This window comes from Streptomyces corallincola (assembly GCF_019104725.1).
GTDB classification, from domain to species: Bacteria; Actinomycetota; Actinomycetes; order Streptomycetales; family Streptomycetaceae; genus Streptomyces; species Streptomyces corallincola.
The window spans coordinates 1-16054 of sequence record NZ_JAHRXF010000058.1; the positions used below are offsets into that span (position 1 = coordinate 1).

The 16054-nt window shown below is 72.4% G+C and carries 14 protein-coding genes; 10 read left to right on the forward strand and 4 right to left on the reverse strand.

All coding sequences use genetic code 11. The features are described from left to right. Positions 1-249 precede the first annotated feature (249 nt). The 3 genes from xseA (at position 250) to KUM39_RS25520 (ending at position 2469) form a co-directional block, all read left to right on the forward strand. Positions 250-1458, forward strand: coding sequence for an exodeoxyribonuclease VII large subunit (xseA, locus tag KUM39_RS25510; protein WP_217788121.1), 1209 nt, complete (start codon positions 250-252; stop codon positions 1456-1458). Then, positions 1455-1730 (forward strand): exodeoxyribonuclease VII small subunit, encoded by a 276-nt coding sequence (locus KUM39_RS25515; RefSeq protein ID WP_217788122.1) that lies wholly within the window; start codon positions 1455-1457, stop codon positions 1728-1730. The genes xseA and KUM39_RS25515 overlap by 4 nt, the downstream gene beginning before the upstream one ends. Before the next feature lie 151 nt (positions 1731-1881). Then, on the forward strand, positions 1882-2469 hold the full coding sequence (locus KUM39_RS25520) for a malonic semialdehyde reductase (protein WP_217788123.1): 588 nt from the start codon (positions 1882-1884) through the stop codon (positions 2467-2469). Between the two features lie 114 nt (positions 2470-2583). Here KUM39_RS25520 and KUM39_RS25525 read toward each other — a convergent pair whose 3' ends face one another. Beyond that, positions 2584-3108, reverse strand: coding sequence for a DUF4245 domain-containing protein (locus tag KUM39_RS25525; protein WP_217788124.1), 525 nt, complete (start codon positions 3106-3108; stop codon positions 2584-2586). A 125-nt stretch (positions 3109-3233) separates the two neighbouring features. Here KUM39_RS25525 and glpX point away from each other — a divergent pair, with 125 nt between their 5' ends. Further along, positions 3234-4268 carry a class II fructose-bisphosphatase gene (glpX, locus tag KUM39_RS25530; RefSeq protein ID WP_217788125.1) on the forward strand — a complete coding sequence of 345 codons (1035 nt, stop codon included), beginning with the start codon at positions 3234-3236 and terminating at the stop codon, positions 4266-4268. A 113-nt stretch (positions 4269-4381) separates the two neighbouring features. On the opposite strand, the gene KUM39_RS25535 is transcribed toward glpX, so the two are convergent. Next, positions 4382-4747 (reverse strand): WhiB family transcriptional regulator, encoded by a 366-nt coding sequence (locus KUM39_RS25535; RefSeq protein WP_217788126.1) that lies wholly within the window; start codon positions 4745-4747, stop codon positions 4382-4384. Positions 4748-4988: 241 nt separating this feature from the next. Beyond that, the gene (locus KUM39_RS25540) at positions 4989-5711 is read right to left on the reverse strand and encodes a DUF1707 SHOCT-like domain-containing protein (RefSeq protein ID WP_217788127.1); all 723 of its coding nucleotides are present in this window, start codon (positions 5709-5711) and stop codon (positions 4989-4991) included. A gap of 169 nt (positions 5712-5880) precedes the next feature. Here KUM39_RS25540 and KUM39_RS25545 point away from each other — a divergent pair, with 169 nt between their 5' ends. From KUM39_RS25545 to KUM39_RS25560, 4 genes are all read left to right on the forward strand, one after another. Further along, positions 5881-7551: a fumarate hydratase gene (locus KUM39_RS25545; RefSeq protein WP_217788128.1), complete on the forward strand. Its 1671-nt coding sequence runs from the start codon at positions 5881-5883 to the stop codon at positions 7549-7551. Positions 7552-7737: 186 nt separating this feature from the next. Beyond that, a complete protein-coding gene (locus KUM39_RS25550) occupies positions 7738-9126 on the forward strand; it encodes a class II fumarate hydratase (RefSeq protein ID WP_217788129.1) in 1389 nt (462 codons plus the stop codon). 72 nt (positions 9127-9198) lie between these two features. Next, the gene (gene fomD / locus KUM39_RS25555) at positions 9199-9894 is read left to right on the forward strand and encodes a cytidylyl-2-hydroxypropylphosphonate hydrolase (protein ID WP_217788130.1); all 696 of its coding nucleotides are present in this window, start codon (positions 9199-9201) and stop codon (positions 9892-9894) included. 280 nt (positions 9895-10174) lie between these two features. Beyond that, entirely contained in the window at positions 10175-12166 is a 1992-nt protein-coding gene (locus KUM39_RS25560; protein WP_217788131.1) for an ATP-binding SpoIIE family protein phosphatase, read from the forward strand. 90 nt (positions 12167-12256) lie between these two features. On the opposite strand, the gene KUM39_RS25565 is transcribed toward KUM39_RS25560, so the two are convergent. Then, positions 12257-14593, reverse strand: coding sequence for a transglycosylase domain-containing protein (locus KUM39_RS25565; RefSeq protein WP_217788132.1), 2337 nt, complete (start codon positions 14591-14593; stop codon positions 12257-12259). A gap of 227 nt (positions 14594-14820) precedes the next feature. On the opposite strand from KUM39_RS25565, the gene KUM39_RS25570 reads away from it, so the two are divergent. Both KUM39_RS25570 and KUM39_RS25575 read left to right on the forward strand, forming a co-directional pair. Continuing rightward, positions 14821-15753 (forward strand): SPFH domain-containing protein, encoded by a 933-nt coding sequence (locus KUM39_RS25570; protein ID WP_217788133.1) that lies wholly within the window; start codon positions 14821-14823, stop codon positions 15751-15753. Then, positions 15750-15986, forward strand: coding sequence for a type II toxin-antitoxin system antitoxin (locus tag KUM39_RS25575; RefSeq protein WP_217788134.1), 237 nt, complete (start codon positions 15750-15752; stop codon positions 15984-15986). Before KUM39_RS25570 ends, KUM39_RS25575 begins: the two co-directional genes overlap by 4 nt. The last annotated feature ends 68 nt before the right edge of the window (positions 15987-16054 follow it).

Here is a 16054-nt window from a genome sequence, read left to right on the forward strand (position 1 = left end):
GGGGGGGGGGGGGGGGGGGGGGGGGGGGGGGGGGGGGGGGGGGGGGGGGGGGGGGCGGGGGGGTGGGGGGCGGGGGGTTGGGGGGGGGGGGGGGGGGGGGGGGCGGGGGTGGGGCGGCGAAGCCCCGCCGGGCGCCCGGGGCGCCCGGGGCGCGGACGGGTGTCGGGAGAGGGACGCCGCGTTCCCTTCGCCCGGCGGGCGCCCCTCGGGGCCGCTCCGGTTGTCGGTGGGGCCCGTTACGCTCGGCGCATGGCTGTGAACTCGTCGCCCGATGCCCCGTTGCCGGTGGGGCAGGTGTCCCGGCTGATCGGGGGGTGGATCGACCGGTTGGGGGCGGTGTGGGTGGAGGGGCAGATCACGCAGTTGTCGCGGCGGCCGGGCGCCGGGGTGGTGTTTCTGACCCTGCGCGATCCCGCGCACGACATCTCGGTGGGCGTGACCTGTTACCGGCAGGTGTTCGACGCGGTGGCCGACGTGGTCGGTGAGGGCGCGCGGGTGGTCGTGCTGGCGAAGCCGGAGTGGTACGCCCCGCGCGGTCAGCTGTCGTTGCGGGCCGCCGAGATACGGCCCGTCGGCATGGGCGAGCTGCTGGTGCGGCTGGAGCAGCTGAAGAAGGCGCTGGCCGCCGAGGGGCTGTTCGCGGCGGACCGCAAGAAGCCGCTGCCGTTCCTGCCGCAGCTGATCGGGCTGGTCTGCGGCCGGGCCTCGGCGGCGGAGCGGGACGTGCTGGAGAACGCCCGGCACCGCTGGCCCGCCGTCCGTTTCGAGGTGCGCAACGTGCCGGTGCAGGGTGTGCACGCCGTCCCGCGGGTCGTCGGCGCCGTCGAGGAGCTGGACGCGCTGGACGAGGTGGACGTGATCGTGGTCGCGCGCGGCGGGGGCAGCGTGGAGGATCTGCTGCCGTTCTCCGACGAGCGCCTGGTGCGCGCGGTGGCGCGGTGCCGTACGCCGGTGGTGTCCGCGATCGGCCACGAGCCGGACAACCCGCTGCTGGACCATGTCGCGGACGTGCGCGCGTCCACCCCGACGGACGCGGCGAAGAGGGTCGTACCCGACGTGGGCGAGGAGATGGAGCGGGTCGGGATGCTGCGGGACCGGGCGCGGCGGTGCGCGCACGCGTTCCTGGACCGCGAGGAGCGGGGGCTCGCGCACGCGCTGGCCCGGCCGGTGATGGAGGACCCGCACCGGATGCTGGACGAGCGGGCCGACCACGTGGGCTCGCTGCTGGAGCGGAGTCGGCGCACGCTGGGGCACCTGCTGGACCGCGCCGACTCGGAGCTGTCCCACACCCGCGCCCGCGTGGTCGCCCTCTCCCCCGCCGCCACGCTCCGGCGGGGTTACGCGGTGCTCCAGAAGGACGACGGGCAGGTGGTCCGCGACCCGACCGAGGTGGCGGCGGGCGAGGCGCTGCGGGCCCGGGTGGCGGACGGAGATTTCACGGTGAAGGTGGACGAATGACCGGCAGGACCGAAGAGGCCGCGCTCTCCTACGAGCAGGCACGTGACGAACTGATCGACGTCGTACGGCGGTTGGAGGCGGGCGGTACGACGCTGGAGGAGTCCCTCGCGCTCTGGGAACGGGGCGAGGAACTGGCGAAGGTGTGCCGCCGCTGGCTGGAGGGCGCACGGGCCCGGCTGGACGCGGCGCTCACCGAGGAGGACGCCACGAACGGCCCCGACGACCCCGTCGCCCCGCGGGGCGAGCACGGGGAGGGCGCGGAGGAGGAGTAGCCCCGGGGGCGCCGCGGAACAGGCGCTCGCACCCTCGGTCGGGGTGGCCCGGAAAGCAGTAGTTGAGAATTCAACTTCCCTGTCGTAGGGTCGTGCACATCAGCCGGTCCGGGTCCGTTCCGGGCCGGGCATGCCCGTGAGGAAGGCCCCCATGTCTCTCGTCCTTGACCCCGCCGCCCAGGACCTCCTGTTCCGCGAGGCCCGCAGCGCGAACGCCTTCACCGACGAGCCGGTGAGCGACGAGCAGGTCCGGGCGATCTACGAGCTGATCAAGTTCGGCCCGACCGCGTACAACCAGAGCCCGCTGCGGGTCACCCTGGTCCGCTCGGCCGAGGCCCGCGCCCGGCTGGTGCCGCTGATGAGCGAGGGCAACCGCGCGAAGACCGCCGCCGCCCCGCTGGTCGCCATCCTCTCCGCGGACAACGAGTTCCACGAGGAGCTGCCCGCGCTGCTCCCCGGCTTCCCGCAGGCCAAGGACCTCTTCGCCGACCGCACGCTGCGCGAGGGCTCCGCCGCCCTCAACACCGCGCTGCAGGCCGCGTACTTCATCATCGGTGTCCGCGCCGCCGGTCTGGCCGCCGGTCCGATGAACGGCTTCGACCACGAGGGCGTCCGCAAGGAGTTCCTGGACGACGACCACGCCCCGCTGGTCGTCGTCAACATCGGCAAGCCGGGCCCGGACGCCTGGTACCCGCGCTCCCCGCGCCTGTCGTACGACGACGTCGTCACCACCGTCTGAGCCGCACCGCGCGGACGGCGCGGACAGCACCCGCACAGCACGAGGCCCCCGGCACGCATGCCGGGGGCCTTTCGTGTCGTCACGCGCGCACCCGCGCAGGGGCAGCGCGGCGGCTCACTTGATCCTGAGCGCCGTCGCCATGTCGGTGAGCTGGGCGAGGGAGCCGGTACCGGCGACCACGGTGGTGGAGCCGGGGGTGCCCTCCAGGACCAGGGCGTCGTACCGGCCGCCGGTGTAGCGGGTCCAGGTGCGGCCGTCGATGCGCTCGGTGTGCCGTGTCGCGGAGCCGCCCTGGCTGGCCGTGTCGATGACGTCCGCGCGCTTCCCGGCGGACTGCTCGACCTGGACGTACTGCCCGTCCGGCGTCTGGAAACCGAGGTGCCAGCGGTCGGAGTCCTCCGCCTGGTAGCGCACCGAGGTGGCCTTCCAGGACGCGGGCAGGCCCTGCGGGGCGACCACCGGATAGCTCGCCGCGCGGCGCGCACCGGCCAGTTCCACGCTGTAATCGACGCGCTTGATGTCGGGCGCGTGGTCGTCGTGCGGGACGAAGATGTAGATGACCGCAGCCGCGACCCCGATGAGGGCCAGGGAGAGGATCATGTCCCGGACCGTCTTCTGCTTGCCTTTCGAACCTGCCACGCCCCTATGGTCGCAGGTGCCCGGAGCGCTCATCCGTGGGGTCCCCTGCTCATTTTGTACGACCGGCGATAGAGTCGAGTCCTGACCCTCATCCGGCCGTCGTCGTATCAGAAAGGTGCGCTCCGATGACCGAGCACCATCATCTGCCGTCCGAACTGGACGTTCCCTCCGAGGCTCCCGACCGCAACCTGGCGCTGGAGCTGGTGCGGGTCACCGAGGCCGCCGCGATGGCCGCGGGCCGCTGGGTCGGGCGCGGCGACAAGAACGGCGCCGACGGCGCGGCGGTACGGGCCATGCGGACCCTCGTCTCCACCGTGTCGATGAACGGCGTGGTCGTCATCGGCGAGGGCGAGAAGGACGAGGCGCCGATGCTGTTCAACGGGGAGCGGGTCGGCGACGGCACCGGTCCCGAGGTGGACATCGCGGTGGACCCGATCGACGGCACCACGCTGACGGCCAAGGGCATGCACAACGCCATCGCCGTGCTGGCCGCCGCCGAGCGGGGCGCCATGTTCGACCCGTCCGCCGTGTTCTACATGGACAAGCTGGTCACCGGCCCCGAGGCGGCCGACTTCGTGGACATCGACGCCCCGGTGTCGGTGAACATCCGCCGGGTCGCCAAGGCCAAGCGGGTCACCCCCGAGGACGTCACGGTCGTCATCCTGGACCGCCCCCGGCACGAGGGCGTCATCAAGGAGATCCGGGACACCGGCGCCCGCATCAAGCTGATCACCGACGGCGATGTCGCGGGCTCGATCCTGGCGCTGCGCGAGGGCACCGGCATCGATCTGCTGCTCGGCATCGGCGGCACCCCGGAGGGCATCATCTCGGCCTGTGCCGTGAAGTGCCTCGGCGGCACCATCCAGGGCAAGCTGTGGCCGAAGGACGACGCCGAGCGCGAGCGGGCGGTCGCCGCCGGGCACGACCTGGACCGGGTGCTGACCACGGAGGACCTCGTCACCGGCGAGAACGTGTTCTTCGTCGCCACCGGCATCACCGACGGCGAGCTGCTGCGCGGGGTGCGCTACCGCCCGGAGACGGCGACCACCGACTCCATCGTGATGCGGTCGCGCTCCGGCACGGTCCGGCGGATCGACTCCGAGCACCGGCTGAGCAAGCTGCGGGCCTACAGCGCGGTGGACTTCGACCGGGCCAAGTAGCGGCCGGGCGGGGCCTGTTCGGACCGCGCTACCGGGGCGCCCTCTGTGCGGAGAGGGCGCCCTTTCCCGTGCCGGGGGGGGCAGCGACGTACGAGCCGACCGGCTGTCGCGAGCTAACCGGCTATGCGGTTCGGCGCGGTGGCCGCCGTCTTCAGTTCCACGTCGCGGCGGCGGCGCCGGGCGAGGGCGACACGGCGCTCGGCGGCGGTCAGGCCGCCCCAGACGCCGTACGGCTCCGGTTGGAGCAGGGCGTGTTCGCGGCACTCGACCATCACCGGACAGCCCGCGCAGACGCGCTTGGCGGCTTCCTCGCGGGACAGCCGGGCGGCCGTCGGTTCCTTGGACGGGGCGAAGAACAGGCCCGCCTCGTCCCTCCTGCACACCGCCTCGGTGTGCCAGGGGGTGTCCTGGTCGCGCGCCGATGACCGCTGCGCCGGAACAGCGGCGACCTGCGGAGACGAATGCGGCGTTTGCAGCACGGTCTACTCCTGACGACGGCTTCGACGAGCGAGCGACGATGGTGAGCCAGCGATGCAGCAAGCCCTACCCGCTGTGCGCGGGCCTATGCACCGTGTCCCCAAGGGCGGGCGTGCGACGGCCTGTTCACGCCCCCCGCACGCCCCGGCCGCCGCGCGCTCCGGACGCCCTGCACTCCGCCCACCGGACACCGCCCGCGCCGTACGCCTCGTGCGCCCCGCGAACCTCGTACGACCCTCCGCCTCAGCGGTCCAGGTGTTTGCGGAGTTTGCGGTCCACCTTGTCCTGGGCGCGTTCCATCCGGTCCTGGACGCGGTCGAGGATGTCCGCGACACGGCGGCCCCGCTTGGGGCGGGCCTCGACATTGCCGAGCACGGCCCAGCCGTCCACGTAGATCACGGGCGCGTCGCGGTCCGTCGAATCGACCGTGTCCGCCTCGAAGTTGCCGAGGACACCGCCACCCGTGCCGCGCAGCGAGACGTTCTCCGGGACGCGGATCTGCACGTCGCCGAAGACCGAGACGGCCTTGATGACGACCTGCTGGTACTCGAAGACCGCCTCGCTCAGGTCGATCTCCACCGACCCGAAGACCGCGTAGGCGTGCAGGCGGCGGCCCGCTCTCCAGCGGCCCCGGCGCACCGCGCTGCTGAAGACGGCCACCATGCTGGCGTCCGCCTCCTCCGGCACGGCGCCCGGCGTGGGGCGGGACGGGACGGGTTCGTGGGCGGGCGTGGCGGAGCGCCGGTGGGCGGCGGGCAGGTCGCGCACGAAGACGTCCAGCTCACCGACCGTCTTGGCGTGCAGCACCCCCTCCACGCGCTCGGCGTGCTCGTCGGCGGTCAGCCGGCCCTCGGCCACGGCCTCGCGCAGGATGTCGGCGACCCCGTCGCGGTCGGCGTCCGAGGCGCGCAGTTCGGTGGGCGGAGGGTCGGCGAGCGGCGGTTCGGTGTGCTTCTTCAGGTCCACGGCAGCAGCGTACCGAAACGCGATAGATCGCGTCAGTACCTGTGGACAACCATGCGCCGACCGTACTGAGCCTCACCTCACAGGATCCGGTGTCCGTGGCAGGTTCTACGCTGGTGGGGCCCGCCAGTGTCGGCGGGCGTCCGTCCGTCAGAGTGAGGAATGGGCTGAGATGCCTGAGTTCGCGTACACCGATCTGCTCCCCCAGGGAGAGGACACCACCCCGTACCGGCTGGTCACGTCGGAGGGGGTCTCGACCGTGGAGGGACCGGACGGGCGGACGTTCCTCAAGGTGGAGCCGGAAGCGCTGCGCGCGCTCGCGGCCGAGGCCATCCACGACATCCAGCACTATCTGCGCCCCGCCCACCTCGCGCAGCTGCGCCGGATCATCGACGACCCCGAGGCGTCGGCCAACGACAAGTTCGTCGCCCTGGACCTGCTGAAGAACGCGAACATCGCGGCGGCCGGGGTGCTCCCGATGTGCCAGGACACCGGTACGGCCATCGTCATGGGCAAGCGCGGGCAGAACGTGCTCACCTCGGGCGAGGACGAGAAGCACCTCTCGCACGGCATCCACGACGCCTACACCCGGCTGAACCTGCGGTACTCGCAGATGGCTCCGCTCACCATGTGGGAGGAGAAGAACACCGGCTCCAACCTGCCCGCGCAGATCGAGCTGTACGCGACGGACGGCGGCGCCTACAAGTTCCTGGTCATGGCCAAGGGCGGCGGCTCGGCCAACAAGTCGTTCCTCTACCAGGAGACCAAGGCGGTCCTGAACGAGACCTCCATGATGAGGTTCCTGGAGGAGAAGATCCGCTCGCTGGGCACGGCCGCCTGTCCGCCGTACCACCTGGCGATCGTCGTCGGCGGCACCAGCGCCGAGTTCGCGCTGAAGACCGCCAAGTACGCCTCCGCGCACTACCTGGACAACATGCCCGCCGAGGGCTCGCCGCTCGGCAACGGGTTCCGGGACAAGGAGCTGGAGGAGAAGGTCTTCGAGCTGACGCAGCGGATCGGCATCGGCGCGCAGTTCGGCGGCAAGTACTTCTGCCACGACGTGCGCGTGGTGCGCCTCCCCCGGCACGGCGCGTCCTGCCCGGTCGCCATCGCCGTCTCCTGCTCCGCCGACCGCCAGGCCGTCGCCAAGATCACCGCCGAGGGCGTGTTCCTGGAGCAGCTGGAGACCGACCCGGCGCGGTTCCTGCCCGAGACCACCGACGAGCACCTGGACGAGTCCGGGGACGTCGTGAGGATCGACCTCAACCAGCCGATGGACGCGATCCTCGCCGAGCTGACCAAGTACCCGGTCAAGACGCGGCTGTCGCTGAGCGGGCCGCTGGTCGTGGCGCGGGACATCGCGCACGCGAAGATCAAGGAGCGGCTGGACGCGGGCGAGGACATGCCGCAGTACCTCAAGGACCACCCGGTGTACTACGCCGGGCCCGCGAAGACGCCCGAGGGGTACGCGTCGGGGTCGTTCGGGCCCACCACCGCCGGGCGGATGGACTCCTACGTGGAGCAGTTCCAGGCGGCCGGGGGGTCGAAGGTGATGCTGGCCAAGGGGAACCGGAGCAAGCAGGTCACCGACGCGTGCGGGGCGCACGGGGGGTTCTATCTCGGGTCCATCGGGGGGCCCGCCGCCCGGCTCGCCCAGGACTGCATCAAGAAGGTGGAGGTTCTGGAGTACGAGGAGCTGGGGATGGAGGCGGTGTGGCGGATCGAGGTGGAGGACTTCCCGGCGTTCGTCGTGGTCGATGACAAGGGGAACGACTTCTTCCAGGACCCGGCTCCGCAGCCCACGTTCACGTCGATTCCGGTGCGGGGGCCGGGGCTGGGCTGAGTCCCTGCCGGGCGGCGGGGCTCTCGCCCCCGCCGCCCCTGCCCGTCCCCACACCCGGGGGCCGTGACCCCCGGCGGCCCCCGACCGGGTCTCCGGGCCCTGTCCTCGAACGCCGGACGGGCTGAAATCCCTCCGGTCGGGCCGCCCGCCGGAACATCTTCGCGGGCTCACCCCGTTGATCCTCGTATGACTGACGACTACCGCATCGAGCACGATTCCCTCGGGGAAGTCCGGGTCCCGGCCACGGCGAAGTGGCGGGCCCAGACGCAGCGGGCCGTGGAGAACTTCCCGGTGTCCGGGCGGGGGCTGGAGCGGGCGCACATCGAGGCGCTGGCCCGGATCAAGGGGGCGGCGGCGAAGGTGAACGCCGGTCTGGGGGTGCTGGACGGAGAGGTGGCCGCCGCGATCCAGGAGGCGGCCGATGAGGTGGCGGAGGGGGCCTGGGACGCGCACTTCCCGGTGGACGTGTTCCAGACCGGGTCCGGGACCTCCTCCAACATGAACGCCAACGAGGTCATCGCCACGCTGGCCAGTGAGCGGCTGGGCCGGGACGTGCATCCCAACGACCACGTCAACGCCTCGCAGTCGTCCAACGACGTGTTCCCCTCGTCGATCCACATCGCCGCGACCGCCGCCGTCACCCGCGATCTGATCCCGGCCCTGGAACACCTCGCCGCCGCGCTGGAACGGAAGGCCGCCGAGTTCGCGGACGTGGTGAAGTCGGGGCGTACGCATCTGATGGACGCGACGCCGGTGACGCTGGGCCAGGAGTTCGGCGGGTACGCGGCGCAGATGCGGTACGGGGTGGAGCGGCTGCGCGCCTCGCTGCCCCGGCTGGCCGAACTGCCGCTGGGCGGTACGGCGGTGGGTACCGGGATCAACACTCCGCCGGGGTTCTCGGCGGCGGTGATCGAGGAGGTCGCGCGGGTCACCGGGCTGCCGCTGACGGAGGCCCGCGACCACTTCGAGGCGCAGGGCGCGCGGGACGGCGTGGTGGAGATCAGCGGCCAGCTCCGCACGGTCGGGGTCGGGCTGACGAAGATCGCCAACGATCTGCGCTGGATGGCGTCCGGGCCGCGCACCGGGCTCGCCGAGATCCGGCTGCCCGACCTCCAGCCGGGCTCCTCGATCATGCCGGGCAAGGTCAACCCGGTGATCCCGGAGGCGGTACTGATGGTCGCCGCCCAGGTCACCGGCAACGACGCGGCGATCGCCGCCGCCGGGGCGGCCGGGAACTTCGAGCTGAACGTGATGCTCCCGGTGATCGCCAAGAACGTGCTGGAGTCGGTACGGCTGCTCGCCAACGTGTCCCGGCTGCTGGCCGACCGCACGGTGGACGGCATCACCGCCGACCGCGAACGCGCCCGCGAGTACGCCGAGTCGTCGCCGTCGGTGGTCACCCCGCTGAACAGGTACCTGGGTTACGAGGAGGCGGCGAAGGTCGCCAAGAAGGCGCTGGCCGAGCGGCGGACGATCCGCGAGACCGTCCTGGACGGCGGTTACGTGGAGCGCGGGCTGCTCACCGCCGGGCAGTTGGACGAGGCGCTGGATGTCCTGCGCATGACGCGGCCGTAACGGGTGACGGCCACACGGCGAACGGTGACGTGTGCCACCGCACAGGATGCCCCCGGCACCTAATATCTGTGCATGACGGACGACGGAGCGGTGACACGACTGGCAGCGGGGGCGGCCCCGGCGACGTACTGGACGCCGGGGACCCGAATCCTGTGGCGGTACCGGGAGAACGCCGGGGAGCACATCCACATCGCGCGGCCCGTCACGGTGGTCCGGGACGACGCCGAGCTGCTCGCGGTGTGGCTCGCCCCCGGCACGGAGTGCGTGAAGCCGGTGCTGGCCGACGGCACCCCGGTGCACCGGGAGCCGCTGGAGTCCCGCTACACCAGACCGCGCACGGTGCAGCGGGACCGCTGGTTCGGCACCGGTGTGCTGAAGCTGGCCCGGCCCGGTGAGCCCTGGTCGGTGTGGCTGTTCTGGGAACCGGGCTGGCAGTTCAAGAACTGGTACGTGAACCTGGAGGAGCCGCTGGTCCGTTGGGCGGGCGGGGTGGACTCCGAGGACCATTTCCTGGACATCACCGTGCAGCCGGACCGCAGTTGGCAGTGGCAGGACGAGGACGAGTTCGCGCAGGCGCTGTCCGACGGCCTGCTGGACGCGGCGACGGCCGCGCGGGTGCGGGCGGCCGGGCGGGCGGCGGTGGCGTCGGTCGAGGCGTGGGGCGCCCCGTTCGCGGACGGCTGGCCGCACTGGCGCCCCGATCCGGGCTGGGGAGTACCGTCGCTCCCCGAGGACTGGGACCGTACGCCCGCGCACATGTCCCCGTGAGACCCTTGAAGGGCTCCGGCAGGGCAGCCGTAGGATCGTCCTCCGCGACCACGCGGAGGGGCAACTCCCGGAACGCACGCCGGGCTTGACCGAACGTCACCGAGGGGCGGCTGGACGTGAGCGAGGGGTACGAGGAACACGCCGGGGCGGCGCCGCCCGGCGGCGCGGCGTCCGGTCGTACGGGAAATCCGTTCCCGGCGCACGTATTGCGGGTATCCGGTCTTCGGCGGGACCTTCCGCGTGTCCCGCGCGCAGTCCCGGACGGACGGATTCGACACGCGTGACCGAGCAGCCGACCTCCTTCGAGCGCCCCGCCGCGGGCGCCGACCCCGCGGAGAGCCGCGGGGCGCTGCTGCACACCCCGCCGGGGAAGGAGCCCCCAGTCAACGGTCCGGAGCACTCGCAGCCCGCCTCCGCGGAGACGGACACCCATCGCCCCCGGCCCGCGCCGGAGGGCATCCCGGCGCAGCCCGGCGGCGGGCAGGAGCGGTCGGCGGACGGCTCGGAGCGCCGTACCGGGCGGGGTCTGCCGCCGGGGCGGCCGATGCCGATGCGCCGCGACGGGGACCGGCTGCGGTTCGTCGGGGCGGCGACGCGGCGGATCGCCCGCGGCCTCGATCTGGACGAGATCGTGATGGGGCTGTGCCGGGCGACCGTGCCGACGTTCTCCGACGCGATCCTGGTCTATCTGCGCGATCCGCTGCCGGTGGGCGACGAGCGGCCCACCGGTCCGGTGGTGCTGCGGCTGCGCCGTACCGACCGGATACCCGACGAGCGGGACGCGGACGGCGCGTTCCTGCCGTTCCCGGAGGCGGAGACCGACCCGTCGGCGCTGGCGGAGCTGTCGGCGCTGACGACCGAGTTGTGCGAGGTGCGCCCCGGCGGCGCGCTGAACGAGGTGCTGCGCGGGGTGCGCCCGGTGTTCGCGGACGCGCCCGCCGCCCGGGCCGCGCTGCCCGAACTCCTCGGTGAGGACGGCGAGTCGGTGGTGCCGGGCGGGCGGCACGCGATCCTCGCGCCGCTGCGCGGACGGCGCCGGGTGATCGGCGCCGCGCTGTTCCTGCGCCGCCCGGAGCGTCCGCCGTTCGAGGCGGACGACCTGCTGGTCGCGGCGCAGCTCGCCACGCACAGCGCGCTCGGCATCGACAAGGCCGTGCTGTACGGCCGCGAGGCGTACATCGCGGACGAACTCCAGCGGACCATGCTGCCCGAGACGCTGCCCCGCCCGACGGGTGTGCGGCTGGCCTCGCGTTATCTCCCGGCCGCCGAGACCGCGCGGGTCGGCGGCGACTGGTACGACGCGATCCCGCTGCCGGGCAGCCGGGTCGCGCTGGTGGTCGGTGACGTCATGGGCCACTCCATGACCTCGGCGGCGATCATGGGCCAGCTCCGGACGACGGCGCAGACGCTGGCCGGTCTTGATCTGCCGCCGCAGGAGGTGCTGCACCACCTGGACGAGCAGGCGCAGCGGCTGGGCACCGACCGCATGGCGACCTGTCTGTACGCGGTCTACGACCCGGTCACGCACCGCATCACCATCGCCAACGCGGGTCATCCGCCGCCCGTGCTGCTGCACCTGGGCGGCGAGGCGGAGGTGCTGCGGGTGCCGCCGGGCGCGCCGATCGGCGTGGGCGGGGTGGACTTCGAGGCGGTGGAGCTGGACGCACCGGCCGGGGCCACGCTGCTGCTGTACACCGACGGTCTGGTGGAGTCCCGGCTGCGGGACGTGTGGACCGGCATCGAGCAGTTGCGCGAACGGCTCGCCGCGACCGCCCAGTTGACCGGCCCGGACCACCCGCCGCCGCTGGAGGCGCTGTGCGACGAGGTGCTGGACATGCTCGGTCCCGGCGACCGGGACGACGACATCGCGCTGCTCGCGGCCCGCTTCGACGGGATCGCGCCGAGCGATGTGGCGTACTGGACGCTGGACCCGGACGACTCCGCGCCCGGCCAGGCCCGTCGGCTGGCCCGTGCGGAGCTGTCCCGCTGGGGTCTGGACGACCTGTCGGACTCGGTGGAGCTGCTGGTCAGCGAGGTCGTCACCAATGCCGTGCGGTACTCCACGCGGCCGGTGACGCTGCGGCTGCTGCGTACCGATGTGCTGCGCTGCGAGGTCGGTGACGACGTGCCGCAGCTGCCCCGGCTGCGGCAGGCACGGGCCACCGACGAGGGCGGGCGCGGGCTGTATCTGGTGAACCGGCTGGCCCGGCGCTGGGGCGCGACCCGGCTCAGCACCGGCAAGGTCGTCTGGTTCGAGCTGCACCAGAACTGAGCCCGTACGGCTTCGGAAGCCGCGTCACGTGCGGAGAGGGGCGCCCGGGGGAATCTCCCCGGGCGCCCCTCTCCGTCGTGCGCGGCGGTGCTACCGCTGCTGTCCGTCGCCGCCGAAGCCCGGCAGGCGTCCGCCCGGCTGGAGCGGTTCCTGGGTCGCGCCGTCCGACGGCGTGCCGCTGGTCGGCGGCTGCCCGGAGGACGGGGTCTGGCTGGGCGTGTCCGAGGGGCTCTCGGTCGGGGTCTGCGACGGCGTCTCGGACGGCGGCGCGCTGGAGGGCGGCGCGCTGGTCGGCGTCTGCGAGGGCGTCTCGGACGGGCTCTGCGAGAGGGTCGGGGTCTCCGTCGGCTGGACCGCGGCACCCTGGTCGGTGTCCAGGTCGAACTTGGCCGGGCTGGTCACGCCGAAGGTGTACGCGGCCCAGATCTGTGCCGGGTAGCCACCGCCGTTGATGCGCCCCGGAGCGGGCAGCAGACCGGTGGCGCCCGCCAGCGAGACGTGCGCGTTGCTCTTGGCCTGCTCGCCGAAGAGGCCGACCGAGGTGACCAGGTTCGGGGTGTACCCGGTGAACCAGGCCGACTTGTTCTCGTCGGACGTACCCGTCTTCCCGGCCACCTGCTGGCCGTCGCGTCCGGGGTTGTCGGCCACGGACACCTTCGCCGTGCCGTCGTCCACCACGCCGGTCAGCACCGAGGTGACCGTGTCGGCGGCCTCGCGGCTGATGACCTGGTCGCCGATCGCGTCGGGCATCCGCACGGTACGGGTGTTACTCCGGGCCGTGGAGACGAGGGTCGGGGTGACCTTCTTCCCGTGGTTGTCGAGGGTGGCGTAGATCCCGGCCATCTCCAGCGGGCTCGCGCCCATCGAGCCGAGGGTCTGCGCGGGCACGGCCTGCATGCCCTTGGTGTCCATGCCGAGCTTTCCGGCGACGTCCATCACCTTCTGCATGCCGACGTCCACACCCATCTGCGCGAAGACGGAGTTGACGGACTGGTTCATCGCGGTCTGCACGGTGATGGGGCCGTAGTCCCGGTCGTCCTCGTTGGGCGGCGCGAAGCCGACCTTGGCGCCGTGGTCCACGACCTGGCGGCCGCTGGTGCCGTCGTAGCGGGTGCTCGCGGTGATGGGCCGGCCGTTCTGGGTGCTGGCGCCGCCGTCGATGGCGGCGGCCAGGATGACCGGCTTGAAGGTGGAGGCGGGCTGGTAGTCCTCGCGGGTGGCGTTGTCGATGTAGTGCTTGAAGTAGTCGGTGCCGCCGTACAGCGCGACGATCTTCCCGGTCTTCGGGTCCACGGAGACCGCGCCCGCCTGGACGTCGCCGTCCACCTTGCGCTTCTTCGGGTCGAGCTTGCCGGTGAGCTGCTGCCTGACCGCGCTCTCCAGGGCGTCCTGCCGCTTCCGGTCGATGTTCAGGTTGATCGTCCAGCCGCCGCCCTCCACCTGGGCGGCCGCCTGCGACAGCGGGACGTTCTCGTCCTTGGCGAGCTGCGCGGCGAGCTGCTTGTTGGCCAGCTCGACCAGGTAGCCCTTCTGCCCGGACAGTCCGGGGGCGCCCCTGGGCGGCTTCGGGACGGGGAACTTCATGGCCTGGCGCTTGGTGGGGTCGAGCCACTTCTGCTGGACCATGTTGTTCAGCACGTAGTTCCAGCGCTCCTGCACCAGCCGCTTGCCGGTGTCGGTGGCGACCGCCCAGTCGTACTGGCTGGGTGCCTGGAGCAGCGCGGCGAGGTAGGCGCCCTGCGCGGTGGTCAGCTGGGAGGCGTCCACCCGGTAGTAGGCCTGGGCGGCGGCCTGGATGCCGTAGGCGCCCCGGCCGTAGTAGCTGGTGTTGATGTACCCGGCGAGGATGGCGTCCTTGGAGAGCTTCTGGTCCACCTTCAGCGAGATGACCAGTTCCTTCAGCTTGCGCGAGACGGTCTGGTTCTGGGTCAGGTAGTAGTTCTTGACGTACTGCTGGGTGATGGTGGAACCGCCCTGCGCGCCCTTGCCCGCGAGGGTGTTGAGCAGACCGCGTGCCGTGCCCTTCAGGTCCACGCCGGAGTCGTGGTAGAAGGTCTTGTTCTCGGCGGCGACGAAGGTGTGCTGCACGTCCTTGGGCACGTCGGCCAGGGAGACGGTCTCCCGGTTGACGGTTCCGGCGCGGGCGAGGATCGTGCCGTCGCGGAACTTGTAGACGTTGCTCTGCTTCTGCGCGTCCGCGTTGCCCTCGGGCACCTTCACCGTCAGGTAGAGCACGCCGAAGCCGAGGATGCCCAGCAGGCAGACGCCGAAGAAGGTGCCGAGCAGCTTCTTCCAGGTGAACAGCCTGCGTATGCGCCCCTTCGGCGGGCGGCCACCGGCCGGTGCCGCCGCGGCGGACCTGGAACGGCGCGGCGCCGCGCGGCGGCCACCGCGCTGTCGCGCCCGTCTGTCATCCGCTCGTCCCATGTGTCCCTGCGCTCCGCTTCCGTCTCGGGTGGGGTCAGCTCCGAAAGCTAACACCCGCCTCTATGACAAAGGGCGTCCGATCCGCTCTTTTATGGACGTGAGAATCAGCACCCGCTTCCACGTGAACCGACGACCAGCACTGGCCGGAGGTTGCCTCGCGGCATAAAGTGATATCACTTGGAAATCACGGTCCCGGTCGCGGGGCCACGACCCACGGGGGGCCACCCATGTCCGTATCCGATCCGGCCGCCACCGCCGACGTCCCCGAGATGCCGGCGCCTGGCGTACGGGAGTTCCCGGCGCACAGCATCGGCGGCGGGCTCGCCCTGCTGCTGGGGCTGCTCGGACTCGCCGCCGCCGTCGCGCTGTTCGTGGGGGCCGGTTCCGTGTCCGGCGGTGCCCAGGGCGGTTTCGTCGTCGGCGGCGTCGTCGTCCTGCTCGCCGCGATCATCGCCATGCGCGGTCTGAACACGGTCGCGCCCGGCGAGGCCCGCGTGGTGCAGCTGTTCGGCCGCTACCGGGGCACCATCCGCCAGGACGGCCTGCGCTGGGTGAACCCGTTCACCTCGCGCACCCGCATCTCCACGCGGGTGCGCAACCACGAGACGGCCGTCCTCAAGGTCAACGACGCCTACGGCAACCCGATCGAGCTGGCCTCGGTCGTGGTGTGGAAGGTGCGGGACACCGCCCAGGCCGTGTTCGAGGTGGACGACTACGCCGAGTTCGTCGCCACCCAGACCGAGACCGCCGTACGGCACATCGCCATCGAGTACCCCTACGACGCGCACGACGAGGACGGCCTGTCCCTGCGCGGCAACGCCGAGGAGATCACCGAGAAGCTGGCCGTCGAACTCCAGGCCCGCGTGGAGGCGGCCGGGGTGCAGGTGATCGAGTCCCGCTTCACGCACCTCGCCTACGCGCCCGAGATCGCCTCCGCGATGCTCCAGCGGCAGCAGGCGGGCGCTGTGGTCGCGGCCCGGCGGCAGATCGTGGACGGCGCGGTCGGCATGGTGGAGGCCGCGCTCGGCCGGATCGCGGAGCGCGGCATCGTGGAGCTGGACGAGGAACGCAGGGCCGCGATGGTCTCCAACCTGCTGGTGGTGCTGTGCGGCGACCGTGCCCCGCAGCCGGTGCTCAACACCGGGTCGCTGTACCAGTGACCGGCTCCCCCGCACCGGGACCCGGCCCCCGGCCGCAGCAGCGCAAGCAGGTGCTGCTGCGGCTGGACCCGGCCGTGTACGACGCGCTCGCCCGCTGGGCCGGGGACGAACTCAGGTCGGCCAACGCCCAGATCGAGTTCCTGCTGCGCCGGGCCCTGGACGGGGCCGGCCGGTTGCCGAAGGACACCGGCCCGCTCCCCCGGCGGGGCCGCCCCCCTGTTTCGGAACCGTGACACACCGCCCCCGACCTGCGCCCGGACCGCCACCGGGCGCCTCTCCCCACGACATCTATACACACCGC

Bases quoted from the DNA above. Each gene is read 5' to 3' on its own strand.
- KUM39_RS25545 (WP_217788128.1), top strand. From the start codon at position 5,881: ATGCCTGAGTTCGCGTACACCGATCTGCTCCCCCAGGGAGAGGACACC.
- KUM39_RS25515 (WP_217788122.1), top strand. From the start codon at position 1,455: ATGACCGGCAGGACCGAAGAGGCCGCGCTCTCCTACGAGCAGGCACGT.
- KUM39_RS25570 (WP_217788133.1), top strand. From the start codon at position 14,821: ATGTCCGTATCCGATCCGGCCGCCACCGCCGACGTCCCCGAGATGCCG.
- KUM39_RS25565 (WP_217788132.1), bottom strand. From the start codon at position 14,593: ATGGGACGAGCGGATGACAGACGGGCGCGACAGCGCGGTGGCCGCCGC.
- fomD (WP_217788130.1), top strand. From the start codon at position 9,199: ATGACGGACGACGGAGCGGTGACACGACTGGCAGCGGGGGCGGCCCCG.
- glpX (WP_217788125.1), top strand. From the start codon at position 3,234: ATGACCGAGCACCATCATCTGCCGTCCGAACTGGACGTTCCCTCCGAG.
- KUM39_RS25520 (WP_217788123.1), top strand. From the start codon at position 1,882: ATGTCTCTCGTCCTTGACCCCGCCGCCCAGGACCTCCTGTTCCGCGAG.
- xseA (WP_217788121.1), top strand. From the start codon at position 250: ATGGCTGTGAACTCGTCGCCCGATGCCCCGTTGCCGGTGGGGCAGGTG.
- KUM39_RS25550 (WP_217788129.1), top strand. From the start codon at position 7,738: ATGACTGACGACTACCGCATCGAGCACGATTCCCTCGGGGAAGTCCGG.